22 protein-coding genes are annotated in these 22,701 nt (G+C 74.2%); 13 read left to right on the forward strand and 9 right to left on the reverse strand.

All coding sequences use genetic code 11. The features are described 5' to 3' along the window. The first annotated feature begins 29 nt into the window (after positions 1-29). The 6 genes from ACSUPR_RS16005 (at position 30) to ACSUPR_RS16030 (ending at position 7,949) form a co-directional block, all read left to right on the forward strand. Complete coding sequence (locus tag ACSUPR_RS16005; RefSeq protein WP_436885416.1) at positions 30-788, forward strand: L,D-transpeptidase family protein; 759 nt, start codon at positions 30-32, stop codon at positions 786-788. Positions 789-832: 44 nt separating this feature from the next. Continuing rightward, entirely contained in the window at positions 833-1,150 is a 318-nt protein-coding gene (locus ACSUPR_RS16010) for a hypothetical protein (RefSeq protein WP_436885417.1), read from the forward strand. Positions 1,151-1,238: 88 nt separating this feature from the next. Further along, positions 1,239-3,572: an ATP-binding cassette domain-containing protein gene (locus ACSUPR_RS16015; RefSeq protein WP_436885418.1), complete on the forward strand. Its 2,334-nt coding sequence runs from the start codon at positions 1,239-1,241 to the stop codon at positions 3,570-3,572. Positions 3,573-3,890: 318 nt separating this feature from the next. Next, positions 3,891-5,876, forward strand: coding sequence for a serine hydrolase domain-containing protein (locus ACSUPR_RS16020; protein ID WP_436885419.1), 1,986 nt, complete (start codon positions 3,891-3,893; stop codon positions 5,874-5,876). A gap of 67 nt (positions 5,877-5,943) precedes the next feature. Further along, a complete protein-coding gene (locus ACSUPR_RS16025) occupies positions 5,944-7,284 on the forward strand; it encodes a sensor histidine kinase (RefSeq protein ID WP_436885420.1) in 1,341 nt (446 codons plus the stop codon). Continuing rightward, positions 7,281-7,949 (forward strand): response regulator, encoded by a 669-nt coding sequence (locus tag ACSUPR_RS16030; RefSeq protein ID WP_436885421.1) that lies wholly within the window; start codon positions 7,281-7,283, stop codon positions 7,947-7,949. Before ACSUPR_RS16025 ends, ACSUPR_RS16030 begins: the two co-directional genes overlap by 4 nt. A gap of 104 nt (positions 7,950-8,053) precedes the next feature. On the opposite strand, the gene ACSUPR_RS16035 is transcribed toward ACSUPR_RS16030, so the two are convergent. After that, a complete protein-coding gene (locus ACSUPR_RS16035) occupies positions 8,054-8,656 on the reverse strand; it encodes an NADPH-dependent FMN reductase (RefSeq protein ID WP_436885422.1) in 603 nt (200 codons plus the stop codon). Between the two features lie 113 nt (positions 8,657-8,769). Here ACSUPR_RS16035 and ACSUPR_RS16040 point away from each other — a divergent pair, with 113 nt between their 5' ends. Further along, the gene (locus ACSUPR_RS16040; RefSeq protein ID WP_436885423.1) at positions 8,770-9,624 is read left to right on the forward strand and encodes a helix-turn-helix transcriptional regulator; all 855 of its coding nucleotides are present in this window, start codon (positions 8,770-8,772) and stop codon (positions 9,622-9,624) included. Positions 9,625-9,644: 20 nt separating this feature from the next. On the opposite strand, the gene ACSUPR_RS16045 is transcribed toward ACSUPR_RS16040, so the two are convergent. The 3 genes from ACSUPR_RS16045 to ACSUPR_RS16055 all read right to left on the reverse strand — a co-directional run bounded on the left by ACSUPR_RS16045 (position 9,645) and on the right by ACSUPR_RS16055 (position 11,697). Further along, complete coding sequence (locus tag ACSUPR_RS16045) at positions 9,645-9,776, reverse strand: hypothetical protein (RefSeq protein WP_436885424.1); 132 nt, start codon at positions 9,774-9,776, stop codon at positions 9,645-9,647. A 230-nt stretch (positions 9,777-10,006) separates the two neighbouring features. Continuing rightward, entirely contained in the window at positions 10,007-10,861 is an 855-nt protein-coding gene (locus tag ACSUPR_RS16050) for a MerR family transcriptional regulator (protein ID WP_436885425.1), read from the reverse strand. Positions 10,862-10,950: 89 nt separating this feature from the next. Then, entirely contained in the window at positions 10,951-11,697 is a 747-nt protein-coding gene (locus tag ACSUPR_RS16055) for a helix-turn-helix domain-containing protein (RefSeq protein ID WP_436885426.1), read from the reverse strand. Between the two features lie 225 nt (positions 11,698-11,922). On the opposite strand from ACSUPR_RS16055, the gene ACSUPR_RS16060 reads away from it, so the two are divergent. Both ACSUPR_RS16060 and ACSUPR_RS16065 read left to right on the forward strand, forming a co-directional pair. After that, entirely contained in the window at positions 11,923-12,588 is a 666-nt protein-coding gene (locus ACSUPR_RS16060; protein ID WP_436885427.1) for a DUF4097 family beta strand repeat-containing protein, read from the forward strand. Positions 12,589-12,692: 104 nt separating this feature from the next. Then, entirely contained in the window at positions 12,693-13,511 is an 819-nt protein-coding gene (locus ACSUPR_RS16065; RefSeq protein WP_436885428.1) for an alpha/beta fold hydrolase, read from the forward strand. 165 nt (positions 13,512-13,676) lie between these two features. Here the strand turns inward: ACSUPR_RS16065 and ACSUPR_RS16070 are convergent, their stop codons facing one another. The 4 genes from ACSUPR_RS16070 to ACSUPR_RS16085 form a co-directional block, all read right to left on the reverse strand. After that, complete coding sequence (locus ACSUPR_RS16070) at positions 13,677-14,168, reverse strand: FBP domain-containing protein (protein WP_436885429.1); 492 nt, start codon at positions 14,166-14,168, stop codon at positions 13,677-13,679. 560 nt (positions 14,169-14,728) lie between these two features. Further along, a complete protein-coding gene (locus ACSUPR_RS16075) occupies positions 14,729-15,391 on the reverse strand; it encodes a hypothetical protein (protein ID WP_436885430.1) in 663 nt (220 codons plus the stop codon). Positions 15,392-15,472: 81 nt separating this feature from the next. Then, positions 15,473-15,928 carry a hypothetical protein gene (locus tag ACSUPR_RS16080; protein WP_436885431.1) on the reverse strand — a complete coding sequence of 152 codons (456 nt, stop codon included), beginning with the start codon at positions 15,926-15,928 and terminating at the stop codon, positions 15,473-15,475. Positions 15,929-16,005: 77 nt separating this feature from the next. Further along, positions 16,006-16,452, reverse strand: a complete 447-nt coding sequence (locus ACSUPR_RS16085) for a MarR family winged helix-turn-helix transcriptional regulator (protein WP_436885432.1) — start codon at positions 16,450-16,452, stop codon at positions 16,006-16,008. A 79-nt stretch (positions 16,453-16,531) separates the two neighbouring features. Here ACSUPR_RS16085 and ACSUPR_RS16090 point away from each other — a divergent pair, with 79 nt between their 5' ends. The 3 genes from ACSUPR_RS16090 (at position 16,532) to ACSUPR_RS16100 (ending at position 18,986) form a co-directional block, all read left to right on the forward strand. Continuing rightward, a complete protein-coding gene (locus ACSUPR_RS16090) occupies positions 16,532-16,663 on the forward strand; it encodes a hypothetical protein (protein WP_436885433.1) in 132 nt (43 codons plus the stop codon). A gap of 253 nt (positions 16,664-16,916) precedes the next feature. Then, positions 16,917-18,272 (forward strand): MFS transporter, encoded by a 1,356-nt coding sequence (locus ACSUPR_RS16095; protein WP_436885434.1) that lies wholly within the window; start codon positions 16,917-16,919, stop codon positions 18,270-18,272. A gap of 135 nt (positions 18,273-18,407) precedes the next feature. Further along, positions 18,408-18,986 (forward strand): DUF1349 domain-containing protein, encoded by a 579-nt coding sequence (locus tag ACSUPR_RS16100; RefSeq protein ID WP_436885435.1) that lies wholly within the window; start codon positions 18,408-18,410, stop codon positions 18,984-18,986. Between the two features lie 60 nt (positions 18,987-19,046). Here the strand turns inward: ACSUPR_RS16100 and ACSUPR_RS16105 are convergent, their stop codons facing one another. Further along, positions 19,047-19,718, reverse strand: a complete 672-nt coding sequence (locus ACSUPR_RS16105) for an esterase/lipase family protein (RefSeq protein ID WP_436885436.1) — start codon at positions 19,716-19,718, stop codon at positions 19,047-19,049. Between the two features lie 121 nt (positions 19,719-19,839). On the opposite strand from ACSUPR_RS16105, the gene ACSUPR_RS16110 reads away from it, so the two are divergent. Then, the gene (locus ACSUPR_RS16110; protein WP_436885437.1) at positions 19,840-22,668 is read left to right on the forward strand and encodes an AAA family ATPase; all 2,829 of its coding nucleotides are present in this window, start codon (positions 19,840-19,842) and stop codon (positions 22,666-22,668) included. The last annotated feature ends 33 nt before the right edge of the window (positions 22,669-22,701 follow it).

The raw sequence follows: 22,701 nt of genomic DNA on the forward strand, positions 1-22,701 counted from the left end.
GCCGGACCCCCTCGACCGGATGGACCCCCATGCGCCGATCCCTGATGTCCCGCGGAGCCGTCGGGCTCCTCCCCGTCCTGGCCGCCGTCGCCCTGACCGCCGCCACGGCCTGCTCGCCCCCCTCGGAGGGGTCGTCCCCCGAGGGTGCGGCCGAGGCCTCCCAGGGGGCCGGGGACGTCCAGGAGTCCGAGGAAGCCCGCATCGCCACGGTCACCGGAGACGGGATCGAGGTCCGCTCCGAGCCGGACGGTGGCGAGGTGGTGCACACCCTCGCCAACCCGAACGACCTCGGCGCGGAGCGCACCTTCCTCGTCCGGCAGGTCCGGGGCGACTGGCTGGAGGTGCTCCTGCCGGTGCGGCCCAACGGCTCCACCGGCTGGATCGAGGCCGCCGACGTCGAACTCACCGTCACCGCGTTCCGCGTGGAGATCGACATGTCGGAGTTCTCCTTCACCGTCCTCGAAGGCGGGGAGGAACTCCGGACCGGGCCGATCGGCATCGGTACGAGCGACACCCCGACACCGCCCGGTGAGTACTACTTCACCGAGCTGTTGGAGCCCCCGGACCCCGACGGCGCCTACGGCGTGTACGCCTTCGGCCTCAGCGGCCACTCCGACACCCTGGAGAGCTTCGCGGGCGGCCCCGGCCAGCTCGCGGTGCACGGCACCGACGACGAGTCGGGCCTGGGCGGCGAGGTCAGCCACGGCTGCATCCGGGTCTCCAACGAGGACATCACCTGGATGGCCGAGCACCTGCCGCTCGGCACGCCGGTCGAGATCACCGAATGACCGCTCGGCGAGCGGAACCACGAGCACACGACGAAAGGCCGACCATGCGCGTCAAGCCCACCCTCCTCCTCACAGCGGCCCTGGCCGCGGCGTTCTTCGGGGCCTCCCCGGCGTTCGCCGCGGAGCCCGCCCCCGCCCCCGCGGTGGTGGCGCCGTTCTCGGACGACCCCGCCGACGGCGGCGGTCCCGCCGAAGAGGTGCCCTCCCCCGACCCCAACGAGGGCGGCGGTCCCGCCGAAGAGGTGCCCTCCCCCGCCCCGGGGGAGCCGACCGAGGAGCCCACCCCCGCCCCCGACCCGGACACCCCGGCCGAGGCCGTGCCCGCCACCCCGATCGAGGAGAACCCCTCCTACACCGGCTGACCCGCGCCCGCCACGGGCCCGCCGGGCGGAGACGGGACCGGCCGGGCCCCGGGCGGAGCACGGTGCGGCGTCGGGTAGTCCTCTGAACATGGAGAACACCGACGCCCACATCCGGGTCCGCGGCGCGCGGGTGCACAACCTGCGCGCCGTGGACGTGTCCCTGCCCCGCGACGCGCTCGTCGCCTTCACCGGGGTGTCCGGGTCCGGAAAGTCCTCGATCGCGTTCGGCACCGTCTACGCCGAGGCCCAGCACCGCTACCTGGAGTCGGTCGCCCCGTACGCGCGCCGCCTGCTCCAGCAGCTGCCCGCCCCGGACGTGGACGGCATCACCGGGCTGCCGCCCGCGGTGGCCCTGGCCCAGGCCCGTTCGGTGCCCTCGGGCCGGTCCACGGTCGGCACCCTGACGGCGGTCTCCAACTCGCTGCGCATGCTCTACTCCCGGGCCGGGACCTATCCGCCCGGGGCCGAGCACCTGGATTCGGACTCCTTCTCCCCCAACACCCCCGTCGGCGCCTGCCCGGTCTGCCACGGGGAGGGCGTGGAGTACGAGGTCACCGAGGGATCACTGGTCCCCGACCCCTCGCTGAGCATCGCCGGGGGCGCGATCGCCTCCTGGCCCGGCGCATGGCAGGGCAAGAACCTGCGCGACATCCTCGACACCCTCGGGTACGACGTCCACCGGCCCTGGCGGGAACTCCCGGCCGAGGAGCGCGAGTGGATCCTGTTCACCGACGAGCAGCCGGTGGTCACCGTGCACCCGGTCCGGGAGGCCGGCCGGGTGCAGCGCCCCTACCGGGGCACCTACAGCAGTGCCCGGCGGCTGGTCCTCAAGGCGTACGCGTCCTCGGCCAGTGAGGCCCGCAGGGAGCGCGCCCGCTCCTTCATGGACGAGCGGGTCTGCCGGGAGTGCGGCGGGCGGCGGCTCGGCCGGGCCGCGCTGCGGGTGACGTTCGCGGACCGGACCATCGACGAGCTGGCCCGGATGCCGCTGTCCGCGCTCGCCGACCTGCTCGCCCCCTGGCGCGGGGACCCCGGTCCCGCGGGCGCCCTCGTCCAGGACATCACCGGACGGATCGAGGTCCTGGCGGAGCTGGGCCTGGGCTACCTGGCCACCGCCCGCCCCGCCCCGACCCTCTCCACCGGGGAACTCCAGCGCATCCGCCTGGCCACCCAGGTGCGCACCGCCCTGTTCGGCGTGGTCTACGTACTCGACGAACCGTCGGCGGGGCTGCACCCGGCGGACTGCGAGGCCCTGTCGGGCATCCTGCGTCGACTGCGCGACGGCGGCAACACCGTGTGCTTCGTGGAGCACGACATGGACATCGTGCGCGGCGCCGACTGGGTCGTGGACGTGGGCCCCGGCGCAGGGAGCGACGGCGGCCGGGTGCTGTACAGCGGCCCGGTGGCCGGGCTCGCCGGAGTCGGGGAGTCGGTCACCCGCCGCTACCTCTTCGGCCCGCCCGCACCCGAGCGCGTCGGCCGCACCCCGGCGGGGACCCTGGAGGTGCGCGGGGCCGACCGCAACAACCTGCGCGGACTCGACACCGACGTGCCGCTGGGCGTGTTCACCGCCGTCACGGGGGTGTCGGGGTCGGGCAAGTCCACCCTGCTCGGAGAGATCGGGGAACGGGCCGCCGCGCGCGGCCGGGCGGTGTGGGTGGACCAGAAGCCCATCGGCCGCACCCCGCGCTCCAACCCGGCCACCTACACGGGGCTGTTCGACACGGTCCGCAGGCTGTTCGCCGCCACCGACGACGCCCGCCGGGCGGGGTACGGGCCCGGCCGCTTCTCCTTCAACGTGCCCGAGGGGCGCTGCCCCACCTGCGAGGGCGAGGGGTTCGTGTCCGTGGAGCTGCTGTTCCTGCCCAGCACCTACGCCCCCTGCCCCACCTGCGGGGGCGCCCGCTACAACCCCGACACCCTGCGGGTCGCGTACCGGGGGCTGAACGTCGCCGAGGTGCTGGACCTGCCGGTGAGCGGGGCGCTGGAGTTCTTCGCCGACGTGCCCGCCGTGGCGCGCTCGCTGGACTCCCTCGCCGCCGTCGGCCTGGGCTACCTGCGGCTCGGCCAGCCCGCCACCGAGCTGTCGGGCGGGGAGGCCCAGCGGATCAAGCTCGCCACCGAGCTCCAGCGCCGCACCGTCGCCGACACCGTCTACCTGCTGGACGAGCCCACCACGGGGCTGCACCCGCACGACGCCGACGTGCTCATGGAGCGGCTGCGCGACCTCGTCGACGCGGGCGCGACCGTGGTGGCGGCCGAGCACGACATGCGGATCGTCGCCACCGCCGACCACGTCATCGACCTGGGCCCGGGCGGCGGCGACGAGGGCGGCCGGGTGGTCGCGGCGGGCACCCCCGCCGAGGTGGCCGCCGCCCCCGGCAGCCGCACCGCCGCCTACCTCGAGGCCCTGGTCCGCTGAGGCGACCGCCGCCGTGCCGGGGGCGGCCGGTCGTCCCGCGCCCGCGGCCCGCCGGTGCGTCGACCGGGTGCTTCGCCGGCATGTCGACCCGGAGGCGTGTCGACCCGGAGGCGTGTCGACCCGGAGGCGTGTCGACCCGGAGGCGTGTCGACCGGTCGGCATGTCGACCCGCCGTGGCGCCGCTCCGGTGGACCCCGGTTCGCCCCCGCGGTGGAGCCGCCTCCCACCAAGGTCGCAACCGAGGTGCCGATCCGCGCCCGATGTGCCGGGGGCCCGGGTTCCACGACGCTGGGATCACACCACCGGAAGGAGGGGACCGTGATCCCCGAGCACCCCGCCCCGCCCCCGCGCCGAGGCTCCCTCGTCGCCTCGGCCACCGCCGCGGTCACCGCCGTGCTGCTCGCCGCGGGCTGCGCCGCCCCCGGCGCGGCCGCCCCGCCCGCCCCCGCCACCCCCGTCCCCGCGGCCGCCGAACCGACCGCGCAGGACGTCGACGCCTGGCTCGACGGCCTGCTCCCGGCGGCCCTCGACGACACCGGGATCCCGGGAGCCGTCGTGTCCGTCGTCCACGACGGCGAGATCCTCACCGTCCGCGGCTACGGGTACTCCGACACCGGCACCGACGGGGGCGCGCCGGTGCCGGTCGACCCCGAGGAGACGCTGTTCCGGGTCGGCTCGGTGTCCAAGCTCTTCACCGCGACGGCCGTGATGCGGCTGGTCGAGGAGGGGCGCCTGGACCTGGACACCGACGTGAACGAGTACCTGGACTTCACGCTCCCCACCGCGTTCGACGAGCCCGTCACCCTGCGGCACCTGCTGACCCACACGCCCGGCTTCGAGGAACGCGTCAGGGGGCTGATCAAGGCCGAGGGCGACGAGTTCGACCTGCGCTCCACCCTGGTCGAGGACCCGCCGGAGCAGGTCCACCCGCCCGGGACGGTCCCGGCCTACTCCAACTACGGCATGGCCCTGGCCGGGTACATCGTCCAGCTGGAGTCCGGGGTCCCCTTCGACGAGTACGTGGGCGACACCATCCTCGAACCCCTCGGCATGGACTCCTCCACCTTCTCCCAGCCGCTCCCCGACGACCTTCGCGGGCGGCTCTCCCAGGGATACGCGGACGCCGCGTCCGGAGCGGGCTTCTTCGAGATCGTCGAGGACTCCCCCGCGGGCGCGCTGACCGCCTCCGCCCCCGACATGGCCCGGTTCATGCTCGCCCACCTGGGCGAGGCCGACCCCGGGACGGCGCCGCTCGCGCCCGAGACCCTCGAGCTCATGCACTCCCCCGCCCTGGACGCCGAGTCCCTGGGGACCCTCGCGGAGGGGCCGCGGATGACCCTCGGCTTCTTCGAGGAGGACCGCAACGGCCACCGCGGACTCGGGCACGGAGGCGACACCCTCTTCTTCCACTCCCACCTGTCGATCCAGCCCGAGCACGGGACCGGGATCTTCGTGTCCCTCAACGGGGGCGGGGGCGCGGGGACCGACAGCCTCGCCCTGCGCGAGGCCGTCGTCAACGGGTTCGTCGACCGCTACCTGCCCGGTGACCCCCCGGACGCCGCCGTCACGGACACCGCGGCGGAGCACGCGCGGATGGCGGAGGGCACCTACACGCCCTCGCGCACCATGCACAGCACCTTCCTGTCCGTCGTCAACGCCGTGTCCACGACCAGCGTGACGGCGCGCGGCGACGGCACGATCCTGGTCTCCCCGGGGCCGGAGACCATGACCCCCACGGTCTACGAGGAGATCGAACCGTGGGTGTGGCGCGAGGTCGGCGGACAGCGGATCCTCACCATGAGGGTCGAGGACGGCCGGGTGGAGGCCATCGGCTTCGCCTCCGCGTTCACCCTGCTCCGTGCCGCCCCCGAGACCTCCGCGGCCCTGCCGGTCCTGCTGTCCGCCGTGGCGGTCCTGCTCGTCGCGGTGCTGTCCTGGCCGGTCGGAGCCGTGGCGCGCCGCCTGCTGTCCCGGCCCGCCCGGGACCGGGCCGGGCGCACCGCGCGGGTCCTCACCCGTGTCGGCGTGGCCTGCGCGGTCGCCGCACTGGCCGGCTGGGCCGCGGTGGTCGTCACGGTCATGGGGCTCCAGGACGTCCCCGAGGCCGCCCTGCGCGGAATCCAGGGGCTCCAGCTGCTGGGCTGCGCGGCGGTCCTCCCCGCGGCCTGGGCCCTGGCCGGCGACGTGCGCAGGCGTGCCGGATGGAAGAGGTGCACGGCCGGCGCGCTGGTCCTGGCGGCACTGCTCGCCGTCCAGTGGTTCGCCGTCACCTTCGGGCTGCTCGGGCTCGACCTGTCGTACTGACCGCCGTCGTACCGACCGGGCGGGCGGTTCCGGGAGCATGTCCATGGACGAACGAAGAGGAGACCCGATGGATGACCGAGACCGCGGCCCGGCCGCGCGGGGGGCGGATCCGGCTCCGGTCTCCCCGTTCGCCGGGGCGGCCGACCGCGCCGACGCCCTGCTGGACCGGGTGGGACTGCGCGGGCAGGCCTCCCGGGACACCGCCCTGGCGGTGCTCGTGGCGGCGGCCTCGGTCGCACTGCTCTGGTCGCTGCTCGACCTGCTGGAGTACCTGGAGGGGGTCGGCCTCCCGCCGGCCACCGGGGCCGCGCTCACCGCCGCCTTCACCGTGCAGTCCCTGCTGCTGGTCGTGCGCCGCAGCCTCCCGGCCGTGTGCCTGCTCGCCGGGGCGGCGGTCCAGGTTCTGGTCATGGCGCTGCTGCCGCCCGAGGTCGGACTCCAGGGGCCGGCGCTGTTCATCGCCGCCTACACCTGCGGGACCCGGCTTCCCGCGCTCCGGCTCACCGCCGCGGCGGCGGGGGGCACCGCCCTGTACTGGCTGGGCGGCGGCCTGTTCCAGGGGCTGCTGGCACCGCCGGTGGACCTGCCGCCGGTTCCCGAGAACGCCGTGGTGACGTGGCTGGGGCTGCTGGTCTCCGGCGTCCCCACGTTCGTTCTGCCCGCCCTGGTCGGCGCCTACGTGGGCACCCGGCGCCGCTACGTCGACCTGCTGCGGGTGCGCGCCGCCGAGGAGATCCGCGCCCAGCACGACCGGACCGAGGGTGCGATCCGGGCGGAGCGGGCCCGGATGGCGCGCGAACTGCACGACATCGCCGCCCACCACCTGTCCGGCATGGTCGTGCAGGCCGGGGCCGCCGAACGGCTCGTCGGCCGCGACGACGACGCCGCCCGGGAGGCGATGGCCTGGGTGCGGTCCCAGGGCAAGGAGACGCTGGCCAGTCTGCGCTCGGTGGTCGGCGCGCTGCGCGACCCCGGCGAGGACGAGGGGGGCGGGATCGACCGCGGCGCACCCGTGCCGGGGCTGTCCGCCCTGGACCGCCTGGTCGGCACCGAGCGTGAGATCGGCGCGGAGATCGACGTGGTGCGCGAGGGCGAGCCCTACGAGCTGGCGCCGATCGCCGACGTCACCGCCTACCGGGTGGTGCAGGAGTCGCTGACCAACGCCCGCGACCACGCGGCCGGTGCGCGGGTCCGGGTGCTGTTGCGGTACCGTCCGGACCGGTTCTCCCTGGAGGTGGTGAACGGCCCGGGCGGATCCCGGGCGACCGATCGGGAGCACCGCGGGCTGGGCGTGCTGGGCATGCGCGAACGGGCCCAGGTGGTGGGCGCGGCACTGGAGGCCGGGCCCACCGGGGACGGGGGATGGCGGGTGGGCTGGGAGATGCCGGTGGACGGGGGCGAGCGGTGATCAGGGTCCTGCTGGTGGACGACCAGGCCATCGTCCGGGCCGGGTTCCGGGTGATCCTCGACATGGCCGACGGCGTCGAGGTCGTCGGCGAGGCCGGGGACGGGCCGACGGCGGTGGAGCTGGCGGCCCGGCTCAGGCCGGACGTGATCTGCATGGACGTGCGGATGCCCGGCGGCGACGGGCTGTCCGCGACCCGGGAGATCCTGGAGCGGGCGGCCCTGCGGACGGGGGAGCGCCCGCCGGAGATCCTCGTGATCACCACCTTCGACCTGGACGAGTACGTGTTCGGGGCACTGGAGGCGGGGGCCGCGGGGTTCGTCCTCAAGGACACCGACCCCGACGACCTCGTGGAGGCGGTCCGGCGGCTGGCAGGCGGCCAGGGGCTCATGGACCGCTCGGTGACCCGCCGGGTCATGTCCGAGTTCGCCCGCCGCAGGCCGCCGGGCGGCGCCGACCCCGAAGCACTGGGGGTGCTCACCGCCCGCGAGGCCGACATCGTGCGGCTGCTGGCGCAGGGGATGTCCAACGCGGAGATCGCCGGGGCGCTGTTCATCGAGACCAGCACCGTGAAGTCGCACCTGACCCGGGCCATGGCCAAGATCGGCACCCGCGACCGCCTGCAGACGGTCGTCTGGGCCTACCGGACGGGCGTCGCCCGGCCCTGAGACCCCGGGCGTGCGGCTCTGCGGACATGAGGACATGCGGACGTGCGGGTCCGTCGACCTGTCGACAGGTCGACGGACCCGCACGCCTCCATGGCGACCCGGCGTCAGCCCGGGTAGGGGGCGGCCGCCCGGGCGGACCGGAGCGCCCCCGCCCACCAGGCCAGCTGCTCCAGCATGGCCTTGGCGTACCCCTCGGCCTCGGGGTCCGTCGGGCGGCCCTCCTCCCAGGAGAAGAAGTAGTTCGGGAAGCTCAGCCCGTCGCGGATGGTCACCGCGTGCAGCTCCGTCAGCACGTTCTCCAGGTGCAGTACCGCGTGGCGGCCGCCCGCCGCGCCGCCGTAGCCGACGAACCCGACCGGCTTGGCCGTCCACTGGGTGAAGTGCCAGTCGATGGCGGCCTTCAGCGAGGCCGGGTAGCTGTGGTTGTACTCGGGGGTGACCAGGAGGAACGCGTCCGCGTCCGCCAGGGCCCGCGTCAGCGGGGCCAGGTCCTCCGGGAACGGGTAGTCGTCGCCGGCCATCTTGGGCGGGACCGCCGGCAGGGCCGGCGACAGGTCGAAGTCCGCCAGGTCGACGACCTCCACTTCGAAGGCCCCGTGGGCCCTCGCCCGCTCGGCGACCCAGGAGGCGACCGTGGGGCCGAACCGGCCCTCCCGGACGCTGCCGACGACGATCACGAGCTTGAAAGCGTGTGCTGTGTTGTCCATGCCCACCACGATCCGCCCCGCCCGGGGCCGCGAACAGGCCGTGGTCGGGCTGGCCCCCGCAGGGCCACCCTGAGGTCGTGACCCGGCGGCCCGGCCCCGCCTAGGATCGCGGCATGGGTACTCCTCTGGGCGATTTCATCCGGGCCCGGCGCGACTCCATCCAACCGGAGGCGCTGGGGCTGCCGACCCGCCACCGCCGCCGTTCGCCCGGCCTGCGCCGGGTCGACCTCGCCTCACTGGCGGGGATCAGCGTCGAATACCTCACCCGGATCGAACAGGGGCGCGACCGCAACCCCTCGCCCGCCGTGGTGAACGCGGTCGGAGACGCGCTCGGGCTCGACGGGTCGCAGCGCGCGCACATGCTCTACCTCGCCAAGATCACCGGTGGCGGCTGCCCCTCGCACAACCGCCCCGCACCGGTGGACCGGGAGGTCCGGCCCACCACGCTGCGGACCCTGGGGCTGCTGGAGCCGGGTGTCGCCGCCGTGGTCGACCGGCTGGGCGACATCCTGGCCCGCACGGGCGGGTTCGACGCGGTGTTCGCCGGGACCGGGCTGCTGGAGACCGCGGAGGGGAGGGACGGCGGGTTCCCCAACCTGACCCGGTACGTGTTCACCGACCCCCGGGCGCGCGAGCTGTTCCCCGACTGGGGCGCCGTCGCCGACGGGCAGGCGTTCGACCTGTGGACCGCGCCCTCGCGCGAGTCGTCGGAGTGGATGGGCGCGGAGCTGGCACCGGTGGCGGGCCCGGAGTTCACCGACCGCCTGAACCGCCACGTGCTCCCCGAACGCGGGAGCCTGGCCCTGGAGCACCCGGTGGCCGGGGCGCTCCTGCTGCACCGTGAGGTCCTGGAGCTGTCCTCGCAGGACCAGCAGATCCTGGTCCTGCTGCCCGCGGACGAGGCGACGGAGGCCGCCGTCGCGAGCCTGCGGGACCGGGCGGCCGCGGGTGCCGGCTCCGGCCGCTGACCCCGGGCGGCCTGGTCCGGTCACACGTCCCGGCGCCCGAACACCGCGACCGCGGCGGACACCGCCGGCCGGGCGCGGGGCACGGGCACCGCGGACGCCGTGGGAAGGTACCCCCCGCTCCCGGCCACCGCGATGCCCGCGACGCTCTCCACCGCGGCACCGTAGGCGCGGGCGCGGATCCCACCCCCGGTGAACGACGGGTTCCGGGCGGTGGCCGTCGTCCCCTGCCCGTGCGGAGGGGGCGTGACCGACGTGGTGCCCGTGGACGGCGGGCCGATGGCCCGCGAGCACCTGCGGGTCGTCCCCGGCGCCTCGGTGGGGCTGCGCGTGGTGGGCGGGGGCGGCCGACGGCGGGTCGGAGCGGAGCCTGTGAGAACACGGCTCAGGAGGGGGCGGCCCCGCCCGCGGGGCCGTCCATTGGGTTCAGGCGTGCGGCGGTCTCGACACCGCCGTCGTGGAGGACCAGGCGGATCGCCGACATGTCGATGTACAGGCCTTCGACCCGGTGCGCGGTGAGCATGGACAGGGCGGTGCCGTACTTGGCCATGGACTGCGCGCCGGGGAGGAAGACGGAGAGTTCGTCGCGGGGGCCGAAGGCGCGGACTTCGGCGTGTTCGGTGAGCGGACCGGGGGGCAGGCCCTCGACGGGCAGTTCGACCCGCCACATCGGTCCCTCGTCCGAGCCGAACCGGCGCAGCTCTTCCTCGGTCTCCGCGGTCATGGACGCCCAGGGGCGGCCCGACACCCGTCCGCCGCGGGCCCGCGCCAGGGCGGCCAGCCCGTCGGCGGTGGCGGCGACGGCGGTCATGGTCGGCGCCCAGACGTCGTCCTCCAGCCCGGTGGGCGGCTCGGCGGGGTCGGGGGCGACGGCGGTCAGGACGGTACGACCGGGCGCGGTGCTCCGCCGCACCTCGGGCCGCGCGGTCAGGAGTTCGCGGGCGGTGGCGATGGCGTCGTCCTCCGCCGCCCGCTTCAGGTGCAGCTCCTCGACGTGCTCGCGCAGGAGGTCGGCGGCCGACCCGGGCTCGTCCAGGGCGCGCCGCACGAGCTTGACGCTCATGCCGGTTCCGCGCAGGGCCATGACCTTCATCGCGGTCTCGATCTGATCGAAGGTGTAGCCCCGGTACCCGGTCCGCTCGTCGACCTCGGCGGGTACCAGCAGCCCCTCGGCGTGGTAGAAGCGGAGCGTCTGCGGGGAGAGGCGGCACATCTCGCTGAAGTCCTTGATGGAGAGCATGGGACGAGTGTGGGCCCTGTGGTAACCGGAAGGTCAACCCCGGCGGCCGGGTGCCCCGGATGTGTGCGGCCGGGGCGCTTCGGGGGCGCTCAGACCCGCTCCGGTCGGCCGGAGCCGTCCGGGGCCGCCGGGGGCGCGGTGTGCAGGACGTCGCGGACCTGCTCGGCGGCGCGGAGGATGCTCTCGCTGATGAAGTCGCTGAAGCGGGCGATGTTCTCCAGGCGGTTGGCGGCCACGCTGCCGCGTCCGACGAGGTCCACGCCCTGCCGCGCGGTCTCGGCGAGCATGGCGGTGCCCCGGGCGCTGGCGATCGTCGACTGGTACCACACGTCGTCGTCGACGAAGTAGCGGTCGCGGCGGCCCTCGTCGCGCTCCCGGCGGAGGAGGCCCTGCCCCTCCAGGAACGCGACCGCCTTGGAGACCGACGCGGGGCTGACCCCGAGGCGCCCCACCAGTTCGGCCGCGGTGAGGCTCCCGCTCTCGGCGGTGAACAGGCAGGTGAGCACCCGGGCCATCATCGCGGGCAGGCCCTGCTGCATGAGGAGGGTCGTGAACCTCTCCTCGTACTCGGCCAGTGCCGCGTCGTCGCGGCCGCCGTCCCGGGAGGCGGTCCGCCCCTCCGGCTCCGCCTGCCTGCGCCGGCGGACGCGGCGTTCGGTGGCGCGCTGGGCCAGGTCGGCGCGGTAGGCGGTGGGGCCGCCGTTGCGCATCACCTCGCGCGTGACCGTGGAGGTCGGGCGGTCCAGGCCGCGGGCGATCTCCGCGTAGGCGAGGCCGTCGGCCAGTCCCTGCGCGATCCGCTGGCGTTCCTGCTGGGTGAGCCTGCCTCCCGGCACCGCGATCTCCTCCTCCGTGGTCCGTCGGTGGGGCCAGCGTAGCGTTCGGCCGCATCCAATGCAACAACGAGAAGGTTGTTTGTTGCATTAATTCGATGCTCATTGCAATGAAAATCATGCTCCGAGCTGGTTTTTCTATGCTCATTGGCAACAAGGTAGTTGCCAGATTTAGAAATGCAACGTAGCGTTCACGTTGTCGGAAACAAGAGAACGAAGAGGGACACCATGCAGAAGTTCGCCACCGCCGCCCCGGTCTCCGTCGTCCTGGACATCCCCTCCGGACGGGTCCAGATCATCGCCTCCGACCGGGCCGACAGCACCGTCGAGGTCCGGCCCGCCAACGGTGCCAGGAGCCGCGACGTCAGGGCGGCCGAGCAGACCTCCGTCACCTACGACGACGGCGTGCTGCGGATCCACACCTCGGGCACCGGGAACCGCCTCCTGGGGCCGACCGGGGCCCTGGAGGTCACCGTCCAGGTGCCCACCGGCTCCCGGGTGGAGGGCCGCAGCAGCGGCGCCGAGCTGCGCGGGGTCGGCCGCCTGGGCGAGGTCGCCTTCGACGGCTCCTACCGCCGGACCAAGGTCGACGAGGCCGCGGGGCTGCGACTGACCGCGCTCGACGGCGACGTCGAGGTCGGCCGCCTCACCGGCCCGGCCGAGATCGAGACCGGCCGGGGCGACATCAGCATCGCCGAGGCCGCCCCGGGTGCGGTCGTGCTCCGAACCGGGGCCGGCGACATCTCGGTGGCCGCCGCCCCCGGGGTGTCCGCCGCCCTGGACGCCGGCACCGGGCACGGCCGCGTCGACAACGCCCTCAGGAACGACGGCACCGCGGCGCTCGACATCCGCGCCACCACCGGCATGGGCGACATCACCGCCCGCAGCCTCTGAGGAGCGGGTCCGGGCCCGGCACACCCGCGCCGGGCCCGGGGACACCGCCCAGGACGCACGACACCCCCGCGACACCAGAGCACGAGAACACCAGGAGAAGGCACATGACGAAGAACAGCGGATCCCGCACCGAGACCCCGTGGACCGGCATGGTGCCGGTGGACGACACCGCCCTGGCCGTGACCGACACCGGCGGGACCGGGACCCCCGTGGTCTACCTCAACGGGCAGTTCGCCACCCAGGGGTACTGGCGGCGGACCATCGCCGAGCTCGGGCCGGGGTGGCGGCACATCACCTACGACGAGCGGGCCCGGGGCAGGAGGTCGAAGACCTCCTCGGACTACTCCTTCGAGGCCGCCGTCCGCGACGTGGACGCGGTCCTGGCCGCCCGGGGCGTGGAGCGGGCACTGGTGGTGGGCTGGTCCTACGGGGCCTACGTGGGCGCCCACTGGGCCTCCCGGAACCCGGACCGCGCCATCGGCGCGGTCCTGGTCGACGGCGCCCAGCCCTACGACTGGATGGACGAGGCGATGGAGCAGCGGATCTGCGGGCTGTTCCGGCGGGTCGCCCTGTTCGCACCGCTGCTGCGCCCCACCGGCCTGCTCCCGCGGATGAACGCCGAGCAGATGGCGCAGAGCAACATCGAGCTCGGCCGGCTCGGCGGGGAGAAGGAACTGGGCGCCGTCCTGGACGCCACCACCGTCCCGCTGCGGTACGTGCTCGCCTCGGGAACGTCCCTGGGGAGCAGGGGCGAGGAGCAGGAGGTGATCCGGGCGGGCATGGACCCGGTGTTCGAGCGCAACGAGAACATCCGGCTCTTCGCCAAGGTCCCGAGCAACCACGGCGCGATCCTCAGGAAGGACTTCCGCGCCATCGCCGGTGCGGTCCGCGAGGTCGCCGCCCTGGACGGGCGCGACCACTGACCGCGGCGGGAGGGGCCCGCGGGTTCCCCGACATGCGGGCATGCCGATTCGTCGACATGCCCGCATGTCCCCCTGCCGGCGGTGGAGGGGGTCTTCGCCGGGCGCGTACGACGCACCGGGCCCGCCACCGCGGGACGGCCGGGAACACCCCGGCCGGAGGCCGCCTCAGCCGCTGAGCCGGTCCAGGAACCCGTCCAGGTTCTCCACCAGGCGCTTCACCTTCTCGTCGACGGTCAGGGACTCCGCGAAGCGGCCTCCCGGTTCCGGCTGCTTGAGCCCCCGCACGTACAGCGAGCACGCGAAGTCCGTGCACATGTGCAGCCCGATCGTGTTCCCCTCGCGTCCGGCCCTGCCCACGCGCGGTGCCACCATGAGCGCCACGCCGGGCCCCTGGCGGCTGGTCACGCACACCGAGCACAGAGCCCGGCGGGACCCGTTGTCCGCGCCGGTGAGCCGGAACGCCACGCCCACCGGACCGTCGCCGCGTTCGACGACCAGGTACGCCCGCTCGTGCGCCGTCGGGTCGCGCCAGCCGAGGAAGTCCAGGTCCTCCCACGGTCGTGTGTCCAGATCGCGCGGGAGGGCCAGCCGCTTGGCCTCGCCCTTGGAGCAGTTGATGAACGAGCCGCGGATCTCGTTCTCGGTCACGGGAATCATTCCTGTGACGCTAACAGCGCCCTTCCCCAGCGGGCAACGGCATTGTTCCCGCTGGTCCCGGGACCGCGCAGCGAGCGCGTCGCCTCCAGCAGGGTCGTGTGGACGTACTCCGGTTCCGGGCTCCCGACCATCGCTACCTTGTCGTACCCCGCGACCACGATGTCCGGCCGCAGCTCCACCCCCGGTGCCGCTCCCCCGGGACCTCGGCAGGGTGCGCGGGGAGGGCAGCGGTCCCGAGAGCCCGGCGCGCACCGACCGGTCCGGGCAGACCGTGAAAGCGAGCCCCCACCGCTCGGTGGCCGGGTCGAGGTACATTCCCGGCCCGGTCGCCTCCGCGCACCGGACGGCGCTCAGGAAGGGGTCGTCCTCGCGGTGCTCGATCGTGTACACCCTCCGGATCGTCTGGGTCACCCGGACCTCTCCCGCCCAATCCCCGGGACCCGCCGGCCGGCCGGGGTCCGCGTGGGGCCCGAGCCCGGCGGGGCCGTGCACCCACGGTCCCGGGGACCCCGGCACGGCCGCCCGCATCCGGCACGCCGTCGGGGCGAGACCTCGGCCTGTCAGACCGACGCCGGGACGCGCGGTGCTCCGGAGCCCATGCGGCGGGCGGTCAGGGCCAGCCCGGCGATGAGCGCCACCTCGCCCAGGTTCCCGACGGCCAGTGGGGCGGTCGGTACGGCGGCCGCCAGGAACATCAGCGCCGCGCCCGCGAGCATCCAGAACTCTCGGCGGGACACCGCCAAGGCCAGGCCGACTCCCACCAGCACCAGGATGGTGGCGATGGAGGGGATCGGCGGGGCCGGTTCGGCGGCGGAGTAGCGCAGGGCGTCCCCCTCGGTCCCGGCGACCAGGGTGAGCTCGAACAGCTCGAACACCACTCCGTAGGCGATGAGCAGGGCCGCCGTTCCGGCGAAGGCGGCGCCGACCCAGCGGGGCCGGGCCCAGCCGAGCCCGGCGTCCCGGGCCGCGTTGTGGGCGAAAACGATGAGCAGCGGCGTCACCAGTGCGTGCACGACGAATCGGGGCAGGTTGAGCGCGTACAGCAGCGGGCCCTCCCCCAGCGTGGAGCCCAGGGCGACGACGCCGTTGTCGTACACCAGACCGGCCGCGACCAGCACGGCGAGCCAGGTACCGGCGGACCGGCGGGTGAGCGCCAGGCGGACGAGCCAGGCGGTCAGGCACAGGTGGACCAGTGCGAAGACCGCGAAGACGAGGGAGACCATCGGGAACCTTTTCTCTCGCTTTCCGAGGTATTTTGTCACGGTTCCCCGGTTCGGGCTCTCCAACCCTTTCGAGTCTCCGGTTCAGGCGGCGGAGCCCGGGCGGACGATCATGAGCACGACGACCACGGCCCACAGCAGGTTGTAGAACCCGCTCCACATGGACAGCCTGCCCAGCGCCGACCTCTCGCCGGGCTCGCGCAGCGCCTCGCGCTGGCGGGGGTGGATCTGCCAGGCGAGCAGGATGCCCGCGGCGGCGGTGAGGACCATCGCGACGTTGACCCAGATCTCGGCCATACGCCCCTGGAGGAGGGCCAGGGCGATGCCCACCACGGGGACGACGATGCCGATGAGCGCGTAGACCCGGGTGATGCGGTGCAGGACGAGCGCCGTGTTCCGGCTGCGTTCGCCGCCCTGCACGGGCGCGCCGGCCGGGACGGCGACCGGGACGTAGCGGGGGAACAGGCTGGTGGCGACGGCGGAGCCGCCGACGAACACGATGCCCGCCAGGACGTGGATCGAGAGCAGGAGGTCTTCCATGGGTGACTCCTCGGTGCGTTACCTTCAGACAGGCTGAAGCTTAGGGCATGCTTCAACCATGCTGAAGGCGGGGTCGGTCAGCCCCGGGGAACGGAGGAGAAGGCCGCGCGGAACGCCGCGCCGACCTGGCGCTGGACCGGGTCCGCGTCGGGGCCGAACAGCTCCTCGTCGACCCGCGCGATCTCCCGCCCCGCCCGCTCCAGGAGTTCCCGTCCGCGCGGGGTGGCCTCGATGCTCGAGGCCGCCCCCGGCCGGGCGGTGAGGTCGCGCACGAGGCCCGCCGCGACCAGGGCCTTCACGCCCGTGTGCGCGCTCTGCACGGTGATCCCCGACATGCGGGCCAGATCGCTGAACGAGATGCCCGGCACCCCCGCGATGTGGCCGAGCAGGCCCAGGCGGGCGACGGTGAGGTCCAGCGGGGCCAGCGCGGCGCCGAGTTCGTTCTCCACCCGCCGGGCCAGCGTCAGGACCAGAACGGAGACGCTCAGTGCGGGCGGGCCGGGGCGGTCGTTCTCGGTGCTCACCGCTCCAGTGTCCCCCATGGGCGGGGTGCGGGGCGTCCACGGAGATTGTCCGGGTACCCCTAGGGGGTATAATGCGACCATGGACGACTCTCCGACCTGTGCCGCCGCCTCCGCTCTCGGGCCCCTGGAGCTCTCCCTGCCGTTCCGCCTGTTCGGCCTGTGTCTGCGGCTGCGCCTCGTCCTCTCCGGGGGCTGCCCCGGGGGGCGGTGATGCGGCCCTGGGCTGGTGCGACTGCCTGTCGGTGTTCGCCCACTCACCGAACGTTCGGTCAGTACACATGGTCTGAACTGCTCAAACCTCGCCCTGCTGTTCTAAATGCCGTAGGTCACATGGCATAGTGTCCTAGGGCTCGTGACCTATGTCTCGACACATCCGTCCTGTGTCGATTCGGCGCCCGCCCCCGGGCGCCGGGCGCGGCCCACGGGAGTGACCGACCCCGGTCGGCAGACATTACGGAGCAGCAATGGCAACATCCGAAGCCACGGCATCGGGACCCGCCCCCCTGGACGCCAAGGAGCGGCGCAAGGTCCTGGCCGGGACCATGGTCGGCACCACCATCGAGTGGTACGACTTCTTCATCTACGCGCAGGCGGCCGGCCTGGTCCTGGCGCCCCTGTTCCTCGCCCCGGTGTCGGAGGCGAACCCCGGGCTGGCCCAGATCCTGTCGTTCGCGACCATCGGCATCTCCTTCCTGTTCCGTCCCCTGGGCGCCATCGTCGCGGGCCACCTGGGGGACAGGTTCGGCCGGAAGAAGGTCCTGGTCGCCACGCTCGTCATGATGGGCGTCGCCACCTGCCTCATCGGTGTGCTGCCGACCTACGCCCAGATCGGCGCGGCCGCCCCCGTCCTCCTCATCACGCTGCGCATCCTCCAGGGCTTCTCCGCCGGCGGCGAGTGGGGCGGCGCCGCCCTGATGTCCGTGGAGCACGCGCCGGTGAACAAGCGCGGCTTCTTCGGCGCCTACCCGCAGATCGGCGTGCCCTGCGGCATGATCCTGGCGACCTTCATCGTCTGGCTCATCACCATGGTCATCGGCCAGGACGCCTTCCTCGCGTGGGGCTGGCGCATCCCGTTCCTGCTGTCCTTCCTGCTCATCATCATCGGCCACCTCATCCGCAAGACCGTGGAGGAGTCCCCGGTCTTCAAGCTGATGCAGCAGCGCCGCGCCAAGTCCTCCGCCCCGCTGGGCACCCTGTTCCGCAAGAACACGAAGGAGGTCGTGCTCTCCGCGCTGATCTTCCTCGCCAACAACGCGGCCGGGTACCTGGTCATCGCCTTCCTGGCCACCTACGCCTCGACCGCCCTGGGCATGGAGCGCGGGCCGGTCCTGCTGGCCACCACCCTCGCCTCCTTCGGCTGGCTCATCTCCACCCTGTACGGCGGCTGGGTCAGCGACCGCTGGGGCCGGGTTCGCACCTTCCAGATCGGCTACGTCCTGCTCGCCGCCTGGGCGGTGCCGATGTGGTTCCTCGTCGACACCGGCGACATCTTCATGTACTTCGTCGGCGTCTTCGTCTTCTGCCTCACCCTGGGCCTGAGCTACGGTCCCCAGTCCGCGCTGTACGCCGAGATGTTCCCGGCCGAGATCCGCTACTCCGGCGTCTCCATCGGCTACGCCCTGGGCGCGATCCTGGGCGGTGCCTTCGCCCCGATGATCGCCCAGATGCTGCTGGAGAACACCGGTGTCTCCTGGAGCATCGGCGTCTACATGGTCGTCGCCGCCGCGATCTCCTTCCTGGGCGTCTCGCTGGTCAAGGAGAGGATGGGCGTCGACCTGCACGTCGAGGACGAGGACGGCGAGGCCGCCAAGGCCTCCTGACCCCGCGGATCCGACCGCGCCCGGGGGCGGTACGGCGACTCGTCGCCGTACCGCCCTCTCCCCTTGTCGACACGGGGCCGCGCCGACGATAGTGGGAGCGCTCTCACTGCTGTCCCCCGAGCGAAAGGCGCCACCGTGTTCACCGACATGACCTGGATGAACGAGCCCCCCTCCTGGCAGGTCGAGGAGGGCGTCCTCACCGTGGCCACCGGGGACCGCAAGGACTTCTGGCGGCACACCCACTACGGGTTCGTGCACGACGACGGCCACTTCCTGTACACCGAGGCCACCGGGGACTTCACCGTCCAGGCCACCTTCGAGGGCGACTACCTGGAGCAGTACGACCAGGCCGGGCTGATGATCCGGGCCGACGAGGAGAACTGGATCAAGACCGGCACCGAGTTCGTCCACGGCGGGCTCGACGTCGGCGCGGTCGTCACCCGCGGGCACTCCGACTGGTCGATGGTCTCCCTGCCGCGGACCGGGGGCTCCTTCCGTCCGGTGACCGTCCGGGCGGTCCGCACCGGCGACACCGTCAACGTCCAGTATCTCGACGGCTGGGGCGCCTGGCGGCTGCTGCGCCTGGCCCACCTGCCGCTGGGCGGGACCTGCCGTGTGGGGGTCATGTGCTGCTCACCGCAGCGGGAGGGGTTCCGCGCCGTCTTCCGGGACTTCTCGGTCTCCCCGGAGATCCCCGAGGACGACCACGCCTGAAGGCCGGGGGCGGGTCGGCCGGGAGGGGGCCGACCCGCCCGAGCGGGGGAGGGGAGGTGGTCAGGTGATGGTGGAGCGCACGCCCGAGATGACCTCGGAGCTCCACATCATCGAGATGTGCTCCAGGCAGCCGGTCCGGATGTTGGAGGCGCCCTCCAGGGACGTGCTGGACGTCGGGGAGATGACCAGGTCGCAGGGGGAGCGGAAGGTCGTGTAGACCGTCGACCCGGGCGTGGGGTCCCCGGCGTTGAGCTCGTTCAGGAACGACGACCCGTGCCGCATCTCCGCGCAGGAGGTGACGATGCCCGGGCACAGGCTCGCGATGTCCGTCCCGTTGTTGGGGCCCCCGATCGAGATCCAGTGGTGGACCTTCCCGGCGCCGCCCAGGTTCTTGATGTACCAGCGGGACGACAGCCCGCCCATGGAGTGGGTGACCAGGTGGACCCTGTCGGTGCCGTGCCGGGCCAGGATCCCGTCCACGTAGGAGGAGAGCTGTCCGGCGATGGTCTTGTTGGAGCGGGCCCAGTCGTAGGTGAAGACGTGCAGCCGGTCCTGCGGGTAGCCGGAGGCGGTCAGCTGGGCGCGCATGGTGGACCACTGCTCGCCCTTGCCGGCGAAACCGTGGATGAAGATGACGGGGGTCTGCGGCGCTGCGGCCGCGGGCGCGGCCTGGGCGAAGGAGAGCACGACGGCCAGCAGCAGGCCGCTCAGAACGGAGAGGAGGCGTTTCATGGGGGGTCCTCCGGATCGGCGGGGGGATCTGGAGCGAGTGTGTGACACCGGCCGCCGGCCGCGCATCGGCTGAATCGCCGGTCCCTTTACATCTTTTTAACTCGTGGGTAACTTTTGGTGGGTGACCAGAGTGCCCCCCGCTGTCACCGCACCGTCCGGACGCGACCGCGACCTGGCCGCAGTCCGCCGTCTCCTGCGCGCCGCCCGCGCCGGGCGCAGCGCCGCCCTCCTCGTCACCGGCGGACCGGGCTCGGGCAAGAGCACACTGCTCGCCCGCGCCGTCACGGAGGCCGCCGACCTCACCGTCCTGTACGCCCGCGCGGTCCCCGAGGGGAGCGACCTCGCCCACGCGGGCCTGCACCAGCTGCTGCGCACGGTCCTGCCCTACCTGCCCCGGCTGCCCGCCGCCCAGCGCGAGGTCCTGGAAGGGGCGCTGTCCCTGGGCCGGGAGGACCGCCCCTTCCCGCTGGCGGCCGCCGCCCTGGCCCTGCTCACCGAGGCCGCCGGCGAGCACCCGCTGCTGGTGTGCGTGGACGACCTCCACCTGATGGACGCACCCTCCCGGAGGGCCGTCGCCTTCGCCGCCCGCCGGTTCTCGGTGGAGGGCGTCGCCACCCTGCTGACCGCCGACGCCGACGCGCTCGGCCGCCTGGCCGGACCGGACCGCCTGGCGCTGGCGCCGCTGCCCGCCCCGGCGGTGGCCGACCTCCTCGACGAGCGGTCTCCGCACCCGCTCGCCGCCGGGGTCCGTGCCGAGCTGGTCGCCGCCGCCGGGGGCAACCCCGGTGCCGCGGTGGAGCTGGCCGCCGCCCTCACCCCCGAGCAGGCGCGGGGCGAGGACCCGCCGGACGACCCGCCCCGTTCGCACGGCCCGATCACCGACGACCTCGCCCGGCGGCTGCGCGCCCTGCCCGACCGGGCCCGCCACCGGCTGCTGGCCCTGGCGCTGGACGACGCCGACGGACACCACGACCGGGCCGAGCGCGCCGGACTGGACCCCGGCGACCTGGACCCCGCCGCCGCCGGGCTGGTCCGCCGCGAGGCCGGGCGCCCCGTCCCCGCGCACCCCCTGGTCCGCTCCGTCTGCCGCCACCGCTCCCCGCCCGCCGAACGCCACGCCGCCCACCGGGCCCTGGCCGACCTCTGGGCGGACACTCCCGCAGTGGCCGCCCGCCACCGCGCTGCCGCCGTCGCGGGGACCGACGCCGGGCTGGCCGCCGACCTCGCCGCGACCGCACGCGCCACCGCCGACCACGCCACCGCCGCCCGGCTGTGGGAGCGGTCCGCCGAGCTGACCCCCGCCGGGACGCCCGCCGCTCCCCACGGCACGGCCCCCGCCGTGGCCGGGGCCCGGGGCGGCGGTGCTCCCACGGCGCGGGAGGAGCGCTTCCTGGCCGCGGCCCGGCACGCCTGGCTGGCCGGGGACCAGCGGCGGGCCCGGCGCCACGCCCAGCGGGCGGGCGGCGCAGCCGACCCCCTCACCGCCCGGATGGACCTGCGCAGCGGTGTGGCCGTCGACGCCCACCACCGCCTCGCCGCCGCCGCCGAGAGCACGGCCCCGTACGACCTCTCCCTCGCCCTCGACCTCTTCCACCAGGCCGCGGAGGCATGCTGCCTGGCCGGCGACCACGAGCGCTACTTCGCCACCGTCGCCCGGGCCCACGTCCTCGCGGGCGGCGCGTCCGCACCCCGCGACCGGGTCCTCCTCGACTACATGGCGGGAAAGTCCGCCATGTTCCAGGGCCGCCACGCCGAGGGCGTCAGCGCCCTGCGCCGGGTCCAGGCCTCCGCCGACCGGATCGGAGAGCCCGACACCCTCGTCCTGGGCGTCATCGCCGGACTGCTGTGCGGCGACCACGTCCGCACCCGCGCCCTGGCCGGGCGCGCCGTCCTCGCCGCCCGCCGCACCGGGGCCCTCGTCCTGGTGCCCCAGGCCCTGGAGTTCCTCACCTACGCCGAGCTCTGGTTCGGGCGGCTGTCCCTGGCCGAGGAGAGCGCGGCGGAGGGGCTGCGCACCGCCCTGGCCACCGGTCAGGAGAACTGCGCCGGACACCACCGCGCCGCGCTCGCGTTCGTCGCCGCGGTCCGAGGCGAGGAGGAATCCTGCCGGGCACTGGCCGGGGCCGCCCTGGCCACCGCCGAGGCGCACGACGTGGGGCTGCCCGCGGCGCTGGCGTCCTGGGCGCTGGCCCTGCTCGACCTGGGCGCGGGCCGGCCCCGCGAGGCCGCGGCGCGACTGCGCGCCCTCACCCGCTCCGGCCCCGGACAGAGCCACACGGCGGTGCGCCTGCTGCTGACCCCGCACCTGGTGGAGGCCGGGGTGCGGGCCGGCCTCGACATCCGCTTCGACACCGGAGTCGCCACCCTGCACGCCTGGGCGGAGGCCACCGGCAACGACACGGCCCGTGCGCTGGTGGCGCGCTGCCGCGGCCTGCTGGCCGACGGCCAGGAGGCCAACGACGGTCTGCTGCGCGCCCTCGAACTGCACACCTCGGGGTACTGCGACTTCGAGCAGGCCCGCACCCGTCTGCTGCTGGGCGCGCGGTTGCGCCGCTCACGGCACCCGGGCCCGGCCCGCGAGCACCTCACCGAGGCCCGGGAGGCCTTCGAGCGGCTGGGCGCCGAACCCTGGGCCCGGCAGGCCCGAGCGGAGCTGCGCGCCGCGGGCGGGGCGGTGACCGCGGCGGAGACGCGCCTGGCCGACCTGAGCCCCCAGCAGCTGCGCATCGCCAGGCACGTGGCGGACGGCGCCACCAACCGGGAGGTCGCGGCGCGCATGTTCCTCAGCACCCGGACCGTCGACCACCACCTGCGCAACATCTACGCCAAGCTCGGCATCCGGTCCCGGGTGGAGCTGACCCGGCTCGTCGACCGCCCGGCGTTCGCCGACCGCGCGGATCCGGGCGTACCCTCCGGGCCGCCGATGTTTCACGTGAAACATCGGCCGTGACACGGCGGCGCAATACGGGGTCGCCCCGTGCCG

It is taken from the genome of Nocardiopsis dassonvillei (assembly GCF_964273065.1).
In the GTDB taxonomy this organism is placed as follows: Bacteria; Actinomycetota; Actinomycetes; order Streptosporangiales; family Streptosporangiaceae; genus Nocardiopsis; species Nocardiopsis dassonvillei_B.